Here is a 20,616-nt window from a genome sequence, read left to right as displayed (position 1 = left end):
TTCACGCACCAGGAACCTCCTTTAATGCTTGTTCAACGAGCACATTATCTTCGTGCATATTTACAATTGCGCCCGGGCCGGCAAACGAACGTTTTTTACCGTATGGAAGGTAAGGAAGAGAAGCTAATTGGACTTTATATGGATCGTTGTCACAAATATCTGTGGTAGATACATTTATATGATAACCTCCCATAACGGCTGATTTTATCCCCCTGCAAGTCATAGGAGAGGCAAACCGGCTTTCCGTGGAAGGCGAAGCGAGTTCGCAAAAACCTTAGGAAAAAGCTGAAATTTGTATTGGTTAAGGCGTGGTATGCGACAACTTATCTGTAAAAGATGGAAGAAGAATAAAACCCGCTATAAGAACCTCCGAAAAATGAAAGTTTCCAAGCAAAAGGCTTGGGAATGGGCGAACCCCCGTAAAGGTTTTTGGCGTATTTCCAATAACAATATTCCACCCATTGCCATCCCTACACAAATACTTGAAAGAATCGGGCTACTATAACTGAATCCTCTCCATCAGAAAGTTAATTAAGTACACTTAACTTACTGATGGATCCGTACGTACGGTGGTGGGAGAGGACGGCGCAGTGATGCGCTTCCTGCTCGATTGTGTTCCTCAGTCTTGATGGTCGACAACAGCGTCATAATAGCACTCTTGTACGTTGATTTGCGTATCCAAATCGAAGTTTTCTTCGATGACTAGGCGTGCTTTTTCCGTATAATCCTTCCAAATGTCTGGATTCTCAAGGAAGAATTCAATACCTTGTGCTAGTTGGTGAGGGTTTCTCTCAGTAGCTAGAAATCCAGTTTCTTTGTGTCTAACCAATTCAGGAATTCCTCCATGTTCTGTGGATACAACTGGGGTTCCACTTGCCATGGCTTCTTTTAATGCATTAGGAATGCCTTCTACATCTCCATCGCTTGCTATTTGGCTTGCTAAGCAGAAGATATGAGCATTTTGAATTTCATTAGCTATTTCTTCTGTGCTTAATCTCCCTCGAAGTTTTATTACGTTCTTTAATTTCTTTTTTTTGATTAGTGATTTTAGTTCTTTTTGATTTTCGCCTTCTCCAATAATGTGTAACGTTGTATTTGGATGGTTTTGGTGAACCTTTGCAAAGGCCTCAATTAACGTGTCAAACCCCTTTTTCATAACTAATCTTCCTACAGAAACAATTCGCACTTCCCCTTTTTCTGGTAATTGGTGTTCGACAAAAGGAAAGTGGTCAAGATCAATTCCACCGTATAACACTTTTAATTTCTTTTCTGGGAAACCCAATTTCTTCATGTCGTCTGCAAGATATTGGCAAACTGGAAACAACACAGTTCCGTAGTTTTTTAAGTCTTTATATCTATTAAAATTACGGTCAAACGCATTTTTGTGTGCAGAACCGTCTCTACCTCGAATACTAACGATAAAAGGAATGTCTAGTTCTTTAATTTTAGGCAATATCTTTAAGGATTCACCACCATGATGAGAATGAATGGCAACAACATTTTGTTCTTTTAAGAATTCAGCTAAATTTCCAATATCATTTAAGTTGTAAAACTCTGCAAAAGGGTAAAAATTATCTTGTTCTTGATAAGGTCCGATCACAATTGAACGATAATTCTTTAATTTGGATATTTGGTGGTAAACAAACTCTTGATGCGGTTTTACACCTTTATATAGAAAATGAGCAATGGTTTTTTTCAATTGAAAATCTCCTTTCTTGTTGTTTTGTAAAATTATAAGAACTCAGTTCAAGTACTTTCCGCCTAAGGGGCTACCTCCTCATAACATCGAACCTAAATGCTAAGCACATTCTGTCTCGGATAATTCGTTCACCACCTTATCAGGGGACTAGCGCCATTCAAAAATTAAATTATTCAATAGGTAGAAAAGAGAAACGGCATTTAACTTTAAAGAAATCATCCATAGAAAAATGGGGGAATTACTAGGAGGATCTGCCGTGGCTTATAAAGTAAGACAGCATAAGTTATTGGCTGAGGACTATTTTAAGCCTCTTAGAGTAGTCAAAGGATCAAAAATAGAGGAGTGAAAGTATGACAGAGCAAGATATTTATCCAGTGAAATATATAAAGTCTTTAAGAGGAGCAATTGCCCATGTGATTCAATTTAGTGACGGATTCAATTATGTCGTGAAATTTGATACGAAGAAGGAGAAAAGAGAAAAAGAGTTAGTTAATGAATATGTTGTTGGACAATTAGCAACTCATCTATCTTTGCCAACGATTCCATCAAGACTTGTATTCATTCCAGAGGATTTTATAAAGGAGGTATCTAGTCGTAAGAAGCTTCAACCTGGCTATCATTATGCTATCTTATTCATTGAGGAATCTGTGACATTTCCTAATAAGGGAGATGAATCTTCAATAGGGACAGTAGATAATAGCGAGGAAGAACTGGCAGGGATTGTGGTGTTTGACCAATGGGTAAACAATACGGATCGAGGAAGAAACAATATTTTATTTAAAAAGCTTGAAAATAGTTATTATGTTTATATGATTGATCATGGCAGATGTTTTCCTGGAGGATACTGTTGGAATAGTGAAACTCTAAAAGAGGAACCACAGTATAGAATTAAGATGCCTGTTTATAAATGGATTCTTTCATTCGTAGAAAGTCAAGATCAACTCTATGCATTTGCCGAGAAAATTAAAGAATTTTCAAATGAATCAATTGCCAATATTGTACAGTCAATTCCCGAAGAATGGAACGCAACAACAAGTGATAAAGAATCATTGATTAATTATTTAATTAATGAAAAAGAAAACCTATCAAAAGTGGTTGATTTAATTGTTGAAAAGTATGGAAAGAAGATAGGAGCAAAACGGTAATCTTTTATAATCAGTCTATTTAAAGAAGGGATGTGGATTTGAAGTGAGCGACAATATGCCTAACCGTGAAGTGTTGGAACACTATGGGATTGAGAGGGAGAAAATTCGTTCCATCAATCCAGCTGGAAAAGTAGGGAATCCGATTATTAAAATTTGGTTTGTCGAAGAACACGAAACAAATAACGTGTATGTATTAAAAGTAGTAAAACCCAAACACAAATGGTTCCCAATTAAGTTGCAACACCTTTTGAATAAGAAAGGATTTGGAGCACCTGCAGTCTATAAAACAAAGAAAGACGAATTGTATGTAGAAAAGGAAGAAGGGTGTTATTTCTTATCTGAATATATTGAACCGGCTGGGAAATTATCTACTATTCAGAGAGTAAAGGCCTTGGCAGACTTTCATCAGTTAGCTCGTTTTAGTGAATTAAAAGAAATGGAAGAGAAGATACAGTTTCCTACTGTGGATGAGTTTAAGGCAAGTTATAGGGATAAGCTAAGGGACATGCAAGGATGGCATTCTTCATTAAAGAACGAACATGTAAAAGCAGGTTTAGAAGAAATGATTATGCAAGCGGAAGAAAGTATAAAGAGAATAGAAGCCTGTGATATTAACTCTTATATAAATCAAGTTAAGGAAAGAAATAACATTTGCCATGGGGATTATAATGCGAGAAATAGTTATTTAAATAAAGAAGGAGAAATAATGGTCATTGACTATGACCGAGCATATTATGGCCTTCCAATGGATGATTTCAGATATTTGGTATACTCTCTTTCAAATAGAAGTGAGCACGTTGAAAAGTTGGATTTTCTTTTTGATAACTATTTCAATTTTTGTCCAGAAGATGAAGCGTACGAGAGTTTGTATGCAGCAGATACTATCTTTCCGCACCGTATTCATAAGGAGATTACGAGATATTTAAAAACGAAGAAGCTAAAGAAGCTGGAAAAAGAGGAAACGGTACTTGAAGGATTAACAAATTGGATTGAAAGTGAGATAAGAAAAAGAGAATATGTGTTACAGCGTTATTCAGAAAGTTAAGTAGAAAATCTAAATAACGATGAGCTTGCATAGATATATTTATGTATCTTACAAGCGAGAAAGAAAAAAGCCATGTTTTCTATATAATAGATAATACATGGCTTAATGGCTTACAAAAATCAAATTAAACAAAAGTGGAATAATTACGAATTCCAAGTACCTTCAACCATTCAGGAACACTCTGTATTGTTGAAAAAAACCAAGTAGCAATAGGAAACACCATAGAGATGCGAAAGTCGCAATACGGCCACTGAGGGTGAAGAGGATGAAGAAGACGATTAAAGTAATCGGTCTACATATAAAAAACTCATTTAGTTTCACCACGGTGAATGGGCGCTTATTCCGAGCTTCAACAGGCGGAGTTTGCAAGCGAAGAAAATGGCTGCAGCGCGACCCGCCATCAGCGGGAAGTGGTCACCGGCTACTTTGATCAAGTTTCCCACGTCATATCCAGAGGCACGTCTTTGACTACCGCGCTTACGGGTTCCACCGAAGAATCTCAATTTTAAAGTAAGAAAGAGCTTTGTAAGAAGATATAGTTAAAAGCTGGTCCTCCACCTGTTCAATCAATTTGTGTATCACACGTGAACCCTGAGTTTCTGGAATTAAATCACTAAAATTCAGTGATAGAACGAGTGGTCCCATGGATTAATCTTTAAACTTAAGAGATCATCCTTTCTTGTGGTTAGTGTGGTTCCTATTCATTTCAGTAAAAGGATGATCTCTTTATTTTAGTACTAGAATTGAGATAAATAGGGAAGGAGCTACCCTTTTGGGAAAGCCCCTCCCTCATCTGTGCTTGTGTTTACAGCTGGTCCTCCGTATGCTGCGTTACCTTTCAGGCCTGCAGGCTTGGTTGCTCCCACTGCTACCATTAACTGTTTTATGTTTGTTTGCTGCGATGTATCTAGGTTCGTTCTATTGAAGCTTTGACTCCGTTAGTAAAATTCCATCCTCGTCAGCATAGACCCACATATTCGGCTTCCACGTAAGGCTTGCAAAGGTAAGTTGGACATCGCGTTGGCCGTCCCCACTTTTCTTAGATTTAAATGGGTTCGTGCCTAATGCAAATATGCCAGTGTCCAGGTCATTTATTTCTGCCGAGTCACGAATGCAGCCATTAATAATCACTCCAGCCAGGCTGCGGTCTTGGGCAATGGCTGCCAGTCGATCTCCCATTAAAGCACAGGCTTTAGACCCTTCACCATCGACAACGAGTACTGTTCCTTCGGGTACATCGTTTAATGCTTGTTCCACCAGAACATTATCTTCATGTACATGTACGGTAGCGATAGGACCAGCAAAGGATTGTTTTTTTCCATAGGAGTGGAAAGGAATTGAAGCTAGTTGCACTTGCTCAGGATACTTATCACAAATATCAGCTGTCGGAACATTCATGTTTAAAACCTCCTACAATAGTGAATAATTGTTCGTTTTAACTAATATAAAGGGAGAGACAACTTTGCTATAAGCGAAAGAGCAGGCACACTTGTTTAAGTGCTACATGAAAAACAAGTATGGCGGTCACCAAAAAGCCTTAATAAAAAAATACGGCCTTATAGTAAAAACAGCATCATTAATATATTTTGACAGGAACAAGGCAGGTTCCTGCTTAACAGTTGGAGAAACATACATATAGTCGTTAACGGCCGCTCATGATACAATAATACAGTTGGCTTGAACGCAGTGGGAAAGAAAGGCCTTCATGCTTTTTTGAAGGGGATAAGCTGTGGTAAGCTAAAGGAAAGAAATGAGGAGGAGATTGTATATGTCCATGATGGATGCGAATGAAATTATTCGTTTTATTTCAGAAAGTGAAAAGTCAACACCGGTAAAGGTACATATTAAAGGAGAGCTAGAAGGAATTGATTTCGGCAGCGAAACGAAAACATTCCTCTATGGCGATACAGGTGTACTGTTTGGCGAATGGAAAGAGATTAAAGAAGTGCTTGAAGCAAATCAGGCCAAAATTGAAGATTATGTAGTCGAAAATGACCGTCGTAATTCCGCAATTCCACTTCTTGACCAAAAAGATATTCAAGCACGTATTGAACCAGGTGCTACGATTCGCGATCAGGTTGAAATCGGCGATAATGCAGTTATTATGATGGGAGCTACTATTAATATTGGCTGCGTTATTGGCGAAGGGACAATGATTGATATGAATGTGGCAATGGGCGGCCGTGCCACTGTAGGTAAAAATTGTCACGTTGGAGCAGGTACCGTGCTAGCAGGAGTTATTGAGCCTCCTTCTGCTCAACCTGTTATCATTGAAGACGGTGTTGTCATTGGTGCGAACTGTGTAGTGCTTGAAGGGGTAACAGTCGGAGAAGGTGCAGTAGTAGCTGCTGGTGCTATTGTTACTGAAGACGTACCACCGAACACAGTTGTTGCGGGAACGCCAGCTCGCGTATTAAAAGAAATTGATGAGCAAACAAAAGGAAAAACAGAAATTAAAGCAGAACTTCGCCGCTTAAATGATTAATTGATTCAAAAGACTCCCGCTGTGGCGGGAGTCTTCTATTTACATAAGGAAAAAGTGTTGTAAAATAGCTCATGAGCTATCGTATATACATTGCTAAATAAATACGAAATGTAAAGAACATAAACAAAGGGAAATAGAGGAGGTTGGGAAACCTTGAATCAAGATTGGCTGGAACTTGATCAAACTTATATCATGCCGACTTATAATCGGCTTCCGCTTGCAATTGAAAGCGCTGAGGGCAACACGTTAATTGACGCGGATGGAAATAGCTATATGGATTTATTTACCGGATTGGCGGTAAATGTGCTGGGGCATTCCCATCCTAGAATTATGCAGGCGTTAGAAGAACAAGGGAAATCATTTTTGCATATATCCAATTACTTCGTTGCTCCACCGGCGGTAACCTTGGCCAAACGATTAGTGGAGCACTCCATTCCGGGAAAAGTATTTTTTGCTAACTCGGGAGCTGAAGCGACTGAAGCTGCGGTAAAGCTGGTCCACAAGTGGGCTAAAGCTGAAACAGAAGCTAAAAAGGGCATTGTCGTTTTAAAAAACAGCTTTCATGGTCGCACGCTCGGTACTATTCAGTTGACGCGCCAGGAAGGCGTTTACCAGGACTTCCCTGCGGCTGATTTTCCCGTATATGAAAGCGAGGCAGAAGATATTGAACAATTGCGTCGCACATTAGCTGAGCACAAGCCAGCTGCCGTTTTGATGGAACCAGTATTAGGCTCTGGGGGAATCGTACCTTTATCTGAAGAATACATTTCGGTAGCGGCTCAGTTGTGTAATGAGTACGGCACATTGTTTATCATGGATGAGATTCAGACCGGGAATGGGCGCACCGGTACTTTATTTGCTTATCAGCATTGCGATGTATCACCAGATATTGTCTTATTTGCAAAAGGGGTCGGCGGGGGCCTTCCTCTTGGCGGCCTTATTGCCGGCGATAAAGTATTGGCGTCCTTTCAGCCGGGGGACCACGGCACGACTTTCGGCCCGTCCCCTTTAAGCGCGGCGCTTGGAAATGCTGTGCTGGATGCGCTCTTTAAAGATGATGAACTAACTAAAGGGGCAGAACGAGCACGTTATTTGTGGCAGAAGCTGATGGAGCTTACAGAAGAGTTTCCCCAGCATATTTCCGGGGTGCGGGGTAAAGGGATGATGCTAGGGGTGGTTATGAACATGGAAGGTGGACAAGTTAAAAAACTGCGCCAGGAACTTATGGAAGCAGGATATTTAGTAGACATCACCCAACAATCGATTCTTCGGTTATTGCCGCCTCTGACATTAACATTCGAAGAAATTGATGACTTTATAAGCAGTATGAGAAAGCTGTTGCCAAAATCCCGCGAAGGAGCGGAAACATAATGAAGCAAGACGAATTAATTCAAATTAGAAGAGAGTTACACAAATTTCCGGAACCAGGGTTTGCCGAAACAAAAACACAAGCCTATTTGCTTGATTTGATTGCTCAACTGCCACAAGATTACCTCGAGGTTGAAACATGGAAAACTGCGATTTTAGTACGTGTTACTGGGAAAGAAGGAAGAAAAACATTCGGCTACCGAACGGACATGGATGGATTGCCGATTGCTGAACAGACAGGGTATGCGTTCGCTTCTGAACATGAAGGCTATATGCATGCGTGTGGGCATGACCTTCATATGACAATTGCCTACGGATTGCTCCATTACTTTAGTCATCAGCAGCCGCTGGACCATGTGGTGTTTATCTTTCAACCGGCTGAAGAAGGGCCTGGCGGAGCCTTGCCATTGCTGCAAGCAGAACCTTTTAACAAATGGCGTCCAGACACGATGCTTGCACTGCATATCGCTCCGGAATACTCAGTTGGTACAGTGGCTACTCGCCCTGGTCTGCTCTTTGCCAATACATCTGAGCTCTTTATTGACTTGGAAGGCAGAGGAGGACACGCTGCTTATCCGCATCAAGCAAATGACATGGTAGTCGCAGCCAGTGCTCTGGTGACACAGTTCCAATCTATTGTGGCCCGTAATGTAGACCCGCTTGATTCCGCTGTTATAACAGTAGGCTGCATTCAAGGTGGCACAAAACAAAATGTAATCGCAGGGACCTCTCGTTTGGAAGGGACGATTCGCACTCTCTCCCTTACTTCAATGGAAGAAGTGAAAAAACGCATTACTAGTATGGTGCAAGGGATCGAAGCTTCCTACGAATGCAAAGCAGTAATTGATTGGGGAGCCAATTATAAGCAAGTGTATAATGAAGAATCCTTGGCACGCGATTTCTTGGAGTATACGGATAAATACTCCAAGCTTCAAGCAGTAGAATGTAAAGAAGCTATGACTGGCGAAGATTTTGGATACTTCTTAGATGAGATACCAGGGGTTATGTTTTGGCTGGGGGTCAATAGCTCTTACGGTTTGCATGATGCAAGGCTGAATCCGGATGAAGAAGCTATGAAACTTGCAGTCGATCATGTGGCTTCATATTTTGAATACGCTATGAATAAAGAATAAAAAAAGAAGGAGTGGGTGTTAATGAGACATCCACTCCTTCTTTTTGGCTGTTTGTGCCTGCACTATAGGCACATGTACGACCACTGCTTTTGGCTTTTAAGTCAAGATTTGTGAAAACCGCCGTTTGTACAAATCTGTGTATTTATTTTGCTTCGTCTTTATGAACATAAACTTGATGAGGATAAGGGATCTCTATTCCGGCTGTTTGCAATGCTTCCATACCCGCTTTGCGCAGCATTCGTTCCACACCCCATTGTTCCATATTGGCCGTTTGAGCAAGGATTCGAATCACGACATCAGAATCGCCCAGGCTTTGAACACCGATAACATGCGGTCCTTCTTTTATTGCTTCTTCTTCACTGGCAACCTGGTTACACGCTGCTTGCAGCACACGAATGGCTTCGTCGGCATTGTCATTATAGGAAATACTAATATCAACAAGCGCCTGCATATTTCCCCTTGAATGATTGCTCACACTGCCTATTTCACGGTTAGGTATGAAATGAAGGGTGCCGTCAAAGCCGCGAATTTGCGTTGTGCGCAAACCTACCTCTTCAACCACGCCATCAAGCCCGCTGATGGTAATGTAATCATCAACTTCAATTTGCTTTTCCATTAAGATGAAGAATCCGGTAACTACATCACTTACAAGCCCTTGTGCCCCAAAACCAATCGCAAGACCAATAACACCGGCACTGGCAATAAGAGGGGCTATATCTAATTCGAAGATACCTACAATAATTGTTACGAAAATAAAGATAAGTACATAAGAAAAAACGCTAGTACCAAGCTTTTCTAACGTTTTGACGCGTCCAGGGTGCATGTTCTTTTGAGATTGCATGCGGGTGAAACTTCGGTTAATAATTTTCTTGCCGATTGCCCGTGCAATAAAATAAGCAATGACTGCTAAGAGAATTTGCAGTGCGATAATCACAGCCCCACTGAGAAAAGCACCCCAGATTCCTTCTTCAATCCATTGTGGCAATGACTGACACTCCTTTTCGACAACTTCTTTCCTTTACCCGGATTTCTGTATACTATACCTTAAAATTTGATGAAAGCAAACAAAGTATGACATGTTTAGTTATCAACTAAAAGGGAAAATGTTACGCATGTTTTTAAAGCCAAGGTTGGGTATGCTTTTAAGTGAGGTCAAGTTATTGTCGGCAGTAGTTGTCATTTATGAATAAAAACTAAAGAGAAGCTAATTAGCACCTCCTTTTATTAACGAAATCCAAACTGCAGGGCCAAGGATCGAATTGAAGGCGATATAGCTTCGAGTACATTGCAAGAACATCGCATTTATTGACGTAACATGAGTTCTTAGATTATAATGATTCTTGTTCACAAAACAAAGAGCTAATTTACTTAGGAGGTCTTTTACTATGAGTGAAAAACGTATGGTAGCAAAACAAGCTCCACGGTTTGAAATGGATGCGGTTCTTCCAAATAAAGAGTTTGACAAAGTAAGTTTGGAAGGCGTAATGAAAGAAGACAAATGGACTGTCCTTTTCTTCTATCCAATGGACTTCACGTTTGTATGTCCTACTGAAATCCAGGCAATGTCTGATCGTTACGAAGACTTTGAAGACCTTGATGCAGAAGTGATCGGTGTTTCAACTGATACTGTTCATACACACAAAGCATGGATTAACACTTCCCGTGACGAAAACGGTCTTGGCGACTTGAATTATCCGCTAGCAGCCGACACGAATCACAAAGTCTCCCGTGACTATGGTGTTTTAATCGAAGAAGAAGGCGTTGCACTACGCGGTCTCTTCATTATTAACCCAGAAGGAGAGCTTGTGTACTCTGTTGTAAACCACAACGATGTAGGCCGTGATGTTGATGAGACACTTCGCGTGCTTCAAGCTCTACAAACAGGTGGACTTTGCCCGGCGAACTGGAAGCCAGGCCAAGAAACATTAAACGTATAATCGAAGGAATTAAATGAAGTAACGAAAAGGTCTAGCATTGATGTTAGACCTTTTCTAACCAATGCATGAGTTACACAGTCACAAAGGAGGAAGTGAAATGGGTTTAAAGCTTCGCTCAGAGATGCCAGAACTATCAGGCGCAACCAAATGGATTAACCAAGAAGTTTCTAAAGACGAATTAGTTGGCGATAAACCGACACTTGTTCACTTCTGGTCAGTGAGTTGCGGTTTGTGTAAGGAAGCAATGCCAAATGTAAATGAATTTAGAGATGAGTATAAAGATGAATTAAATGTAATAGCTGTGCATATGCCGCGGTCCGAAAAAGACTTAGATCTTGATAGCATCGAGGAAACAGCAAAGGAACATGGCATTACTCAGCCAATCTTTGTAGATAACGAACACAAATTGACCGATGCGTTTGAAAATGAATATGTGCCAGCTTATTATGTATTTGATAAAGATGGCGCTCTTCGCCATTTCCAAGCTGGCGGTGGCGGAATGAAAATGTTAACTAAACGCGTTAACCGCGTGCTTGATAAACAGCGGAAAGCTGAAGAAACATCTGAATAGATTATCTAAGGAGCTGACCTGTTGAAAAGGTTAGCTTCTTTCTCTGTTGGTCATCACTAGCGTTGCAAAACTCTCCACCGGTTCTTCGATCATTATGTAAGCTTTCCATATAATGTTTGCAGTCTTCGCTTCATGCGGATGCTTTCACCACAGGCCAGAGTGACATCGGCTTGGTCTTCACTTCATTTGACCTCGCCGTGTCTTCTTTCCCGCAGTAACACTTGCATCTCCTCAGGAAGTCCACGCTCTAGGAGACCAGGTGGTTCATCCGCAGAAAGGGGATGAATGAAGGCGCAAACCAAAAACTGGGGAGGCAATTGTCCGGCACTTCTTCTTGTGTGGATACATTTACAACGCTAGTGGTTGCTCATGCCTTTACAGGGACGCCTCTAATAAAACGTTGTTACGTTTATTGTCTTGTATTAGGGATGGGGAAAACATAGCTTTGTTTTTAAATAGGGTTTATGTACAATAGGAGCAGACGTACATATGTTGGAAGGGTCGGAGGGATTGAATGTGAAAAAGCAGTTTGCTGTCATCGGGCTCGGTCGTTTCGGGGGGAGCATATGTAAATCGCTTGTAGAAGAAGGTATGGAAGTACTGGCGATTGATACCGATGAAGAGAAAGTAAATGAATATGCTGCCATTGTGACACAGGCAGCGATTGCGGATAGTACCGATGAAAAAGCATTAAGAGGACTGGGCATAGGTAACTTTGATCATGTAATTGTTGCTATTGGTGATAATATTCAGGCCAGCATTCTTACTACTCTAATTCTAGATGAAATGGCAGTGGGCCATATTACCGTAAAAGCTCAAAATGATTATCATGAAAAAGTATTAAATAAAATTGGTGCTCATGAAATTGTTCATCCTGAACGGGATATCGGGGTAAGGATTGCCCATAATATTGTTTCAGAAAACGTGCTAGATTATCTAGAGCTCTCTGATGAGTATAGTATCGTAGAGCTTGTAGCAGGGAAAACGATTGGTGGGGAAACGATTATCGATTTAGATTTTCGTTCAAAATATGGTTGTAATATACTTGCGATAAAACGGGGAGAAGATATTAAAGTATCTCCATGGCCTGAAGAAGAGATTAAACAGAATGATGTATTGATTGTGATTGGAGCAGACAAGGATATTAACCGCCTTGAAAATCACTGGATTGATGAGAATTGAAGCAAACCCTTTATATAAATAACCCCCCCTTTTAAGCTAGTAAGCAAAAAAGGGGGGTTGTTGTAGGCGTGCTGAGATGACTGCATTTACATCTCGTTTCTATTAATTTTCACACTTCCATGATAATTGGTAGAATCATTGGTTTACGCTTTGTTTTTTCATAAAGGTAAGGTGACAGAAGATCAATAATCTCATTTTTTATTTCAGACCATTGCGTAGTCTGTCGTTTCATCACTTCTTGCAAATGCTTGGAAAGAAGTGATTGAGCATCGTTAATGAGATTTCCGGATTCTCTCATATATACAAATCCGCGTGAAATAATATCCGGTCCGGAAGAAACTTTAAAGTTTTTCATATCTAGACTTACGACTACCACGACAAGACCTTCTTCAGACAAAATTCTGCGGTCGCGCAAGACAATATTACCAATATCTCCGATTCCATGCCCGTCTACGTAAACAGAACCAGACGGAACTTTTCCAACTATTTTAGCTTCTTGTTTTGAGAGGGCAAGTACATCTCCTTTTTCCATAACAAAGCAGTTTTCTGGTTCAACTCCGCACTCAACTGCTAATTTCTTATGGTTGACGAGCATACGGTATTCGCCGTGAATGGGCATGAAGTATTTAGGCTTCATTAAACGGAGCATAAGCTTTTGTTCTTCTTGGCCCCCATGCCCTGAGGTGTGAATATCATTTAAGGAACCGTGGATCACGTTCGCACCTGCTCTAAACAATTGGTTGATCGTTTTATTTACACTCAATGTGTTTCCTGGTATAGGAGAACTTGAAAAAACAACTGTATCACCAGGAATAATTTGAATTTGCCGGTGCGTGCCAAAGGCAATCCGGGATAAAGCTGCCATAGGTTCACCTTGAGAACCGGTACAGAGGATAGTTACCTCATTGTCTGGCAGGCGGTTTAATTGAGATGGCTCAATAAACGTATCTTTTGGTGCCCGAATATAGCCGAGTTCCTGGCCGATACCGATTGCTGCTTCCATGCTGCGTCCGAAAACAGCTACTTTACGCTCATGGGCCACTGCAGCTTCAACGACCTGCTGTAAGCGGTGAATATTTGAGGCGAAGGTGGCGAAAATGACTCGTCCTTCAACACGGCGGAATATATTTTCGATGTTTTCGCCGATTTTAGATTCAGAAGTTGTAAATTGCGGCACTTCACTGTTAGTACTGTCTGATAATAAACAAAGAACGCCTTCTTCACCAATTTGGGCCATTTTTGTTAAATTGGCTGGTTCCCCCACTGGCGTAAAGTCAAATTTGAAATCACCGGTTTGAACAATATTTCCTTCTGGGGTTTTTACCACAATGCCAAATGAATCTGGAATGCTGTGCGTCGTTCTAAAAAACGTCACCGCTAGATGCTTAAAAGAAAAGACTTCATCTTCATCAGGAATTTCAGTCATTTTTGTCTGTCGTAAAAGTCCGTGTTCTTCGAGCTTATTACGAAGCAGCCCGCAGGCTAATTTTCCACCGTAAATCGGGATGTTAATTTCGCGAAGCAAATATGGGATCCCACCTATGTGGTCTTCGTGCCCATGGGTGATAAAAAGCCCTTTGATTTTTTCTTTGTTTTTAATGAGATAGGTATAGTCCGGAATGACATAATCAATTCCTAAAAGCTCATCTTCGGGGAACATGATCCCCGCATCAATTAAAATAATTTCATCTTTATATTCAATAACATAAGTGTTTTTGCCGATTTCCCCCAGCCCTCCAAGGGAAAATGCAGCTACTTGATGTTCTTCTAATTGCTTCATGTTTACAAGTTCTCCACTTTGAAATCATCTTTTTGTTTTTCGTATTCAAGCAGGGCTTCAGATAGGGGTTCAATGTATTCAATGTTGTAATTGTGGTCAGCTAGTTTTTTTCTAACTTCTCGTTCATTGTCTGCTTCAACAAAAATGGTATCTGTGTTTTCACGTACAGCTACTTCGTTGAAATTTTTCTGGTGAAATACTTTATAAATCATGTTCAATCTCTCCTTATTCGAAAAATAGCTTAGTTTATTATAAATCATTTGTACCGACTTTTCATGTTTGAACCCTGAACAAACCGTTAACCGTTCGAAATACCTCTGCAATTACCAAATTGTAAGGGATTTTCTTCTAATAAGCAATAGGAGGAGTTGTCGAAACAGTATAAGGGGTTGATTTAAAAGGAGTTCGAGTATTGTCTACTGCTACATTGTCATTCCTCCATTCCTTCCTCCGTCACACATAAATATGATGAAGGACCGGATGAAGCGGCACCGTCGAGAAAGTTCAAAAAACATGTTATGATACCGGGTGGGAGGAGAGAAATATGAAAAAGAATTGTTTGATCTTTGATATTGACGGTACGTTATTTACTGATGAAAAAACGGTTCCCCCCTCAACAAAGTTAACGCTTAAAAAGTTGCAGCAAGCTGGATATCCGCTCGCTATTGCAACTGGAAGAGCACCATTTTTCTTTAGTGACCTTAGAAAAGAACTGGACATTTCTCATTACGTGAGTTTCAATGGCTCATATGTTGTAAGTGATGAACGAGTGATTTATGAGCAAGCGTTGAACCCCGCAGCTCTCGAGAGGCTGCATGAAGCAGCTACTCAAACGAACCATCCCATGGTATTTTTAGCCGCGGAAGGCTATGCGGCTAACGTGGAAAATCACGCGGAGGTCGCTCAAAGCTTAGCAGAGTTAAAGCTTCCTTATCCACCATTTAATGGGTCTTATCCGGATACTACAACGATCTATCAGGCCTTGTTATATTGTAAGGCTGGGGAAGAAAGTTTATATGAAGAAAACTTTTCCTCTTTTAATTATGTCCGGTGGCATGAATATTCAGTCGATGTTTTGCCGGGAGGAGGATCTAAAGCAAAAGGAATTCAAGCTCTTGCCTCAGAGCTCGGTTATAGTATGGATGAGGTCATAGCCTTCGGTGACGGATTAAATGACATCGAAATGTTACGAGAAGCAGGTACAGGCATTGCGATGGGAAATGCTAAGCAGGAAGCAAAAGCAGTTGCTGACATAGTTACTGCACATGTTGAAGAAGATGGCATTCAGGAAGCCGTGCAAAGACTGGAGCTTTTGTAAACTAGGAGTGTAGAGTTGTACTTTTTTTAAAGCCAAGTGGAAGAGGAGAGGAAAGGGCTCTTGTTTTATGGCAGGGCCAGTTAGTCCTCCGTAGACTCACGGAACCCTTTACGCTGTTAAAGCTTTTTGCTTTTACATTCATCATCCTTATTAAAAATCCTGCACCAGGACGCTTCCTGGGCAGGATTTTCGTATGCATAAACGCTCAAGAGCAAAATACGACTGTAATTCATCTATAAATAAAATGATGTAGTTTTTTTACCTTTTAATGAACCGAAGAAAGATACTTTACATCAAACAAGGAGGTAAGTTCGCTTTATGTGGGTAAGTACGACGATGAGCTCGCAAAAGCAGATGTTTTGTCTCGATCTAGTATGTGGATTTAAACAGGTCGCTTTAAAGGATCCTTAAATTCTTCGATACGATCATAAAACATGATTCCGTTTAAATGATCAATTTCATGTTGGAAAACAATCGCGGGAAATCCTCTGAGGCGGTAAGACTGTTCCTCTCCTTTTTCATTATAAGCTCGTACCGTAATCCGTTTGTAACGAGGGACAATTCCTGCAATCTCTCTATCTACAGATAAACAACCTTCTCCGTCATCTAAATGGGTTGTTTCAACAGAATGACTGACGATTTTAGGGTTAATTAATTTGTAGCTGTGTACCTCTTCTTTGTCATCTGTGAAATGCACCACCACTAAGCGCTTAGAAATACCTAGCTGTGGTGCCGCTAAACCAACACCTGAACGGAGCTGATGCTTCTCGGCAATCTCGGGGTCTTGGCTGTTTTTTAAAAATTGCATCATGCGTTCTAATAAGTCCACTTCTTCTTCAGAAGCAGGGAGGTTTACTTCTTCTGCAACTTCCCGCAATACAGAATTTCCTTCGCGAACGATATCATCCATCGTAATCATTTAAGTCAACTCCAAACTCATCTCGTTGTGATAACCAGCATTTTATTGTGGATTCGCTCATAAGTATAGCAAACTTTCGGTTTACACTAAAGAATTCTAAGGAAGATAATAAAGGATAGTATTTAAGGGGGAATAACAAATAAGCCGCCCCAGAATGTACTGAGGCGGGACTCAAGAAGCTTAACAATATTTAGAAGCGCCGACGATGATTAACAAAATGAACAACACGACGATAAGGGCAAACCCTTTTCCTCTGCCATCTCCGGCATATGAAGGGCCGTAGCCATATCCACAAGGGTCATAGCAACCATGACCAACCATGCTAACATCCTCCTTTAAACTTCCCAAAAGTAGGTGGGTACAGTACAGCGTATGTCGCAGAACCAAAACAGGGTGGACGGTTGCCCAATTCGTAAAGAACTCCCTGAGAGGAAGGGTTGAAACGGGAGAACAAAGTTTCATTTAGCAGTTCTACTGCGGTGGCTATGTCTAAATAAGGCAGAAGAGAGAAAGGGAGTAAACAGCTCGTTCACTTAGGTTACTTAGAGAATACGTTCGTGTTTATGTGCATCTTCCATACAAGAGGATGCTGGATTATGTAACAAATAGCGGTGTGACCGATCGTTTTAAAAAGTCAGGTGGTTTTATTGAAAAGGATAAGCACTTGATTTATTATGGTTAAGGTAACTTTCTACATGTGTGATTGTCGTTTGGTGATGTAATCAATTGGAGGGATAATAGTTGAAGACGATACAGTCGAGGATGCCTATGTTTTTCCTCATGGGTCTTGTACTCTTGTTGCTGTCGGCTTGTCAAGAAAACACAGCAGAAGAGATGCATTCTCACCTTGAAGAGGCAGTTGAAACAGAAGAAGTATTTGAACAACAGCAGCAACCATTACTTGAGGCTGAACAAAGAGAGCAAGAGATTTACGAAGAAATTATTGATTTAGGGCTAGATGAAATGGATGAAATTGAAGCGTTGGCTGAGGAAGCGTTAGAGCTTGTCGATGAAAGGCAAGAACGATTAGAAACAGAACGAGAAAGTTTGCATGCCAGTTATGAAGAGTACGAAAAAGCCATCGAATTAAAAGATGACTTAGAAGATGAAGAAGCTTATGCTGAGGCTGAAACGATGGAAGAGGCTATGGAAGCAAGAGTAGCAGCGTACGAAGAAATGTATGGTCATTATGAAGAAGCATTAGAACTTGACAGTGAATTATATGAAATGTTCCAGAACGAAGATTTAACCATTGAAACGTTAAGTGACCACATTGAAGAAATCAACGAAGTGTATCGTTCCATTATAGATGCTAAAGATGATTTTAATACCTATACAGATGAATACAATGAGGCTAAAAATCAATTTTATGAAACGAGCGGTTTAGAGGTTACTCAGGATGCTGCAGAAACAGAAGTAGAGGAACCAAATGAGGAAGAGGACTCGGAATAATTCAAACATCTTAACGTGTTATAGAATAAAGGAAAGCGCTTTTCGCTGTCGACGAAGGGCGCTTTCTTTTTATCTTTATACAGTCAGCTGTGCAGATAAAAGTGAGGATGATATATAACAGTAGTGAGATGTTAGAAAATTTTTCGAAGGGTAGGGATGGAGATAAGTCCTTTGTGCATAAGGATTGACGAAGTAAAACTCCCTCGTGTAAACTTAGGACCAGAAAGATGGTTGTATCACTTAATTGAAAGAAACAGTGAAACAGGTGTTGATAAGGGACAAGAGCATGATTAACAAACGGAGATGTCGGGAAATGGGCTAGTAAGTCGTACGTTCCTGATTTTAGTTGAAAGATGTTGGATGAGCTGTTTTTAAAAGGTTATACTACAACCAGCGTGCTTTTTCCAAGCGAGTTCAATTTCATATAAGGCTCCCTTATTGATAAAAAAAAACGCCATTTTTTCGAGGAAAGGAAGAGGTGAAAGCTGTGGCTGCTAACACATTAGAGCAGATCGAAGGTCAATTTGAAACCTTCCAAATTCTTAACGAGAACGGTGAAATCGTAAACAAGGACGCTGAACCTGATTTATCAGATGAAGATTTACAAGAACTGATGAAACGGATGGTTTACACACGTATTTGGGACCAGCGTGCAATTTCTTTGAACCGTCAAGGTCGTCTAGGCTTTTATGCACCGGTTGCTGGCCAAGAAGCTTCGATGCTTGGTTCACAACTTGCACTTGATAAACAAGATTGGATTTTGCCGGGTTATCGCGATGTTCCACAAATTGTTTGGCACGGACTGCCGCTTTACCAGGCCTTCTTATTCTCAAGAGGTCATTTTAAAGGCGGACAAATGCCAGAAGGCTTAAACGTACTTATGCCTCAAATTATTATCGGCGCTCAGATTGTTCAAACTGCAGGAGTGGCTTTGGGCTTAAAGAAAAAGCAAAAAGACAATGTAGCGATTACTTATACTGGTGACGGCGGCGCTTCACAAGGTGACTTTTATGAAGGGATGAATTTTGCTGGCGCATATAACGCACCTGCAATTTTCTTTGTGCAAAATAACCAGTTTGCTATTTCAGTTCCTGTTGAATTGCAGTCAGCAGCTGAGACTATTGCTCAAAAAGCAGTGGCAGCAGGTATTTATGGTGTTCAAGTCGATGGAATGGACCCACTTGCCGTTTATGTTGCAACAAAAGAAGCTCGGGAAAACGCATTGGAAGGAAAGCCAACTTTGATCGAGTCTATTTGTTATCGTTATGGCCCTCATACCATGGCAGGGGACGACCCGACGCGTTACCGCACTTCTGAAGAAGATAGTGAATGGGAGAAAAAAGACCCTCTTGTTCGTTTCCGCAAATATCTTGAAGATAAAAACTTGTGGAGTGAAGATCAAGAGAACGAAATCGTCGAGCAGGCGAAAGAAGATATTAAAGCAGCGATCAAAGAAGCTGACGATACACCAAAACAAAAGGTGTCCGACTTAATAAACATTATGTATGAAGAGATGCCTGCCAACCTCCGCGAGCAGTTAGACGAATATCGAGCGAAGGAGTCGAACTAAGCTATGGCAGAAATGACAATGATTCAAGCAATTACAGATGCAATGCGCACAGAATTGGAAAATAACGAAGATGTGTTAGTTTTTGGTGAAGACGTTGGTCAAAATGGCGGCGTATTCCGTGCTACAGAAGGCCTGCAAGAACAATTTGGGGAAGACCGTGTGTTTGATACACCGCTTGCCGAATCTGGTATTGGCGGTCTGGCTATTGGACTTAGCTTAACGGGGTATCGTTCTGTCATGGAAATTCAGTTCTTTGGATTTGTATTTGAAACGATGGACAGCGTATCCGGTCAAATGTCTAGACTTAGATATCGTTCCGGTGGGCATTATGAAGCGCCTATTACAGTACGTTCCCCATTCGGCGGCGGTGTAAAAACTCCTGAGCTTCACGCAGACAGCTTAGAAGGTTTGATGGCGCAATCACCCGGTCTTACAGTAGTTATCCCTTCTACTCCATATGATGCAAAAGGGCTATTAATTGAATCAATCCGAAGCAACGACCCTGTTATTTACCTAGAACACATGAAATTGTACCGCTCTTTCCGGGAAGAAGTACCCGAAGAAGAGTATACAATTGAGCTTGGTAAGGCAGATATTAAAAGAGAAGGCAGCGACATTACGTTTGTTGCGTATGGAGCGATGGTCCATACTTGCCTGAAAGCAGCTGACGACTTGGCCGAAGAAGGAATTGAAGCTGAAGTGGTTGATTTACGTACGGTCAGCCCGCTAGATATTGATACTATCTTAGGGTCAGTGGAAAAAACCAACCGTGTCGTTGTCGTTCAAGAAGCACAGCGTCAGGCTGGAATTGCTGCTCACATTGTTGCTGAAATTACTGAACGAGCAATTCTTCATCTTGAGGCTCCGGCGATGCGCGTGACAGCACCTGACACGGTTTATCCTTTTGCTGCTGCGGAAGATCTATGGCTACCGGACCAAAAAGATGTAGTGGAAAAAGCAAAAGAAGTGATCAACTTCTAATAAGGGATTGTGTTATGACTGGAATAATGAG

General features: G+C 40.9%; 20 protein-coding genes and 1 pseudogene. 13 read left to right on the top strand and 8 right to left on the bottom strand.

From position 1 onward, the window contains the following. Position 1: 1 nt before the first annotated feature. Positions 2-193, bottom strand: a complete 192-nt coding sequence (locus tag D469_RS22485) for an RraA family protein (protein ID WP_240473296.1) — start codon at positions 191-193, stop codon at positions 2-4. A 426-nt stretch (positions 194-619) separates the two neighbouring features. After that, positions 620-1,699, bottom strand: coding sequence for a glycosyltransferase (locus D469_RS0100760; protein WP_018921443.1), 1,080 nt, complete (start codon positions 1,697-1,699; stop codon positions 620-622). 350 nt (positions 1,700-2,049) lie between these two features. On the opposite strand from D469_RS0100760, the gene D469_RS0100750 reads away from it, so the two are divergent. The 3 genes and pseudogenes from D469_RS0100750 to D469_RS22480 form a co-directional block, all read left to right on the top strand. Beyond that, the gene (locus D469_RS0100750) at positions 2,050-2,844 is read left to right on the top strand and encodes a HipA family kinase (protein ID WP_018921441.1); all 795 of its coding nucleotides are present in this window, start codon (positions 2,050-2,052) and stop codon (positions 2,842-2,844) included. Positions 2,845-2,887: 43 nt separating this feature from the next. After that, a complete protein-coding gene (locus D469_RS0100745; RefSeq protein ID WP_156816871.1) occupies positions 2,888-3,889 on the top strand; it encodes a phosphotransferase in 1,002 nt (333 codons plus the stop codon). Positions 3,890-4,218: 329 nt separating this feature from the next. Next, positions 4,219-4,398, top strand: a pseudogene (locus D469_RS22480) (isocitrate lyase); the annotation flags it as partial. Between the two features lie 409 nt (positions 4,399-4,807). Here the strand turns inward: D469_RS22480 and rraA are convergent. Continuing rightward, complete coding sequence (rraA, locus tag D469_RS0100735; protein WP_018921439.1) at positions 4,808-5,287, bottom strand: ribonuclease E activity regulator RraA; 480 nt, start codon at positions 5,285-5,287, stop codon at positions 4,808-4,810. A 370-nt stretch (positions 5,288-5,657) separates the two neighbouring features. On the opposite strand from rraA, the gene dapD reads away from it, so the two are divergent. The 3 genes from dapD to D469_RS0100720 all read left to right on the top strand — a co-directional run bounded on the left by dapD (position 5,658) and on the right by D469_RS0100720 (position 8,875). Continuing rightward, complete coding sequence (gene dapD, locus D469_RS0100730) at positions 5,658-6,374, top strand: 2,3,4,5-tetrahydropyridine-2,6-dicarboxylate N-acetyltransferase (protein ID WP_018921438.1); 717 nt, start codon at positions 5,658-5,660, stop codon at positions 6,372-6,374. 192 nt (positions 6,375-6,566) lie between these two features. Then, positions 6,567-7,745, top strand: a complete 1,179-nt coding sequence (locus tag D469_RS0100725) for an aspartate aminotransferase family protein (protein WP_040606424.1) — start codon at positions 6,567-6,569, stop codon at positions 7,743-7,745. After that, positions 7,745-8,875: an N-acetyldiaminopimelate deacetylase gene (locus tag D469_RS0100720; protein WP_018921436.1), complete on the top strand. Its 1,131-nt coding sequence runs from the start codon at positions 7,745-7,747 to the stop codon at positions 8,873-8,875. The genes D469_RS0100725 and D469_RS0100720 overlap by 1 nt, the downstream gene beginning before the upstream one ends. Positions 8,876-9,017: 142 nt before the next feature. Here D469_RS0100720 and D469_RS0100715 read toward each other — a convergent pair whose 3' ends face one another. Then, positions 9,018-9,860, bottom strand: a complete 843-nt coding sequence (locus D469_RS0100715) for a mechanosensitive ion channel family protein (protein WP_018921435.1) — start codon at positions 9,858-9,860, stop codon at positions 9,018-9,020. Between the two features lie 400 nt (positions 9,861-10,260). Between D469_RS0100715 and D469_RS0100710 the strand changes: the two genes are divergently transcribed. The 3 genes from D469_RS0100710 to D469_RS0100700 all read left to right on the top strand — a co-directional run bounded on the left by D469_RS0100710 (position 10,261) and on the right by D469_RS0100700 (position 12,565). Continuing rightward, positions 10,261-10,812, top strand: coding sequence for a peroxiredoxin (locus D469_RS0100710; protein WP_018921434.1), 552 nt, complete (start codon positions 10,261-10,263; stop codon positions 10,810-10,812). A gap of 97 nt (positions 10,813-10,909) precedes the next feature. Then, positions 10,910-11,383, top strand: coding sequence for a TlpA disulfide reductase family protein (locus tag D469_RS0100705; RefSeq protein WP_018921433.1), 474 nt, complete (start codon positions 10,910-10,912; stop codon positions 11,381-11,383). A 489-nt stretch (positions 11,384-11,872) separates the two neighbouring features. After that, on the top strand, positions 11,873-12,565 hold the full coding sequence (locus tag D469_RS0100700) for a potassium channel family protein (RefSeq protein ID WP_018921432.1): 693 nt from the start codon (positions 11,873-11,875) through the stop codon (positions 12,563-12,565). Between the two features lie 109 nt (positions 12,566-12,674). On the opposite strand, the gene rnjA is transcribed toward D469_RS0100700, so the two are convergent. Together rnjA and D469_RS0100690 are read right to left on the bottom strand one after the other, a co-directional pair. Continuing rightward, the gene (gene rnjA / locus D469_RS0100695; RefSeq protein WP_018921431.1) at positions 12,675-14,345 is read right to left on the bottom strand and encodes a ribonuclease J1; all 1,671 of its coding nucleotides are present in this window, start codon (positions 14,343-14,345) and stop codon (positions 12,675-12,677) included. A gap of 2 nt (positions 14,346-14,347) precedes the next feature. Next, complete coding sequence (locus tag D469_RS0100690; RefSeq protein ID WP_018921430.1) at positions 14,348-14,557, bottom strand: DNA-dependent RNA polymerase subunit epsilon; 210 nt, start codon at positions 14,555-14,557, stop codon at positions 14,348-14,350. Between the two features lie 332 nt (positions 14,558-14,889). On the opposite strand from D469_RS0100690, the gene D469_RS0100685 reads away from it, so the two are divergent. Next, complete coding sequence (locus D469_RS0100685; protein WP_018921429.1) at positions 14,890-15,663, top strand: Cof-type HAD-IIB family hydrolase; 774 nt, start codon at positions 14,890-14,892, stop codon at positions 15,661-15,663. A gap of 382 nt (positions 15,664-16,045) precedes the next feature. On the opposite strand, the gene def is transcribed toward D469_RS0100685, so the two are convergent. Next, on the bottom strand, positions 16,046-16,582 hold the full coding sequence (gene def / locus D469_RS0100680; RefSeq protein WP_018921428.1) for a peptide deformylase: 537 nt from the start codon (positions 16,580-16,582) through the stop codon (positions 16,046-16,048). 180 nt (positions 16,583-16,762) lie between these two features. Continuing rightward, complete coding sequence (locus D469_RS21400; RefSeq protein ID WP_018921427.1) at positions 16,763-16,903, bottom strand: YjcZ family sporulation protein; 141 nt, start codon at positions 16,901-16,903, stop codon at positions 16,763-16,765. Positions 16,904-17,323: 420 nt separating this feature from the next. On the opposite strand from D469_RS21400, the gene D469_RS0100670 reads away from it, so the two are divergent. The 3 genes from D469_RS0100670 (at position 17,324) to D469_RS0100660 (ending at position 20,585) form a co-directional block, all read left to right on the top strand. Then, positions 17,324-18,034, top strand: a complete 711-nt coding sequence (locus tag D469_RS0100670) for a YkyA family protein (protein ID WP_156816869.1) — start codon at positions 17,324-17,326, stop codon at positions 18,032-18,034. 487 nt (positions 18,035-18,521) lie between these two features. Further along, positions 18,522-19,604, top strand: coding sequence for a pyruvate dehydrogenase (acetyl-transferring) E1 component subunit alpha (gene pdhA / locus D469_RS0100665; RefSeq protein WP_026286041.1), 1,083 nt, complete (start codon positions 18,522-18,524; stop codon positions 19,602-19,604). A 3-nt stretch (positions 19,605-19,607) separates the two neighbouring features. Continuing rightward, entirely contained in the window at positions 19,608-20,585 is a 978-nt protein-coding gene (locus tag D469_RS0100660) for an alpha-ketoacid dehydrogenase subunit beta (RefSeq protein ID WP_018921424.1), read from the top strand. The last annotated feature ends 31 nt before the right edge of the window (positions 20,586-20,616 follow it).

It is taken from the genome of Salsuginibacillus kocurii DSM 18087, from assembly GCF_000377705.1.
GTDB classification, from domain to species: domain Bacteria; phylum Bacillota; class Bacilli; order Bacillales; family Marinococcaceae; genus Salsuginibacillus; species Salsuginibacillus kocurii.
This window is presented reverse-complemented; position numbering and strand designations above follow the sequence as displayed.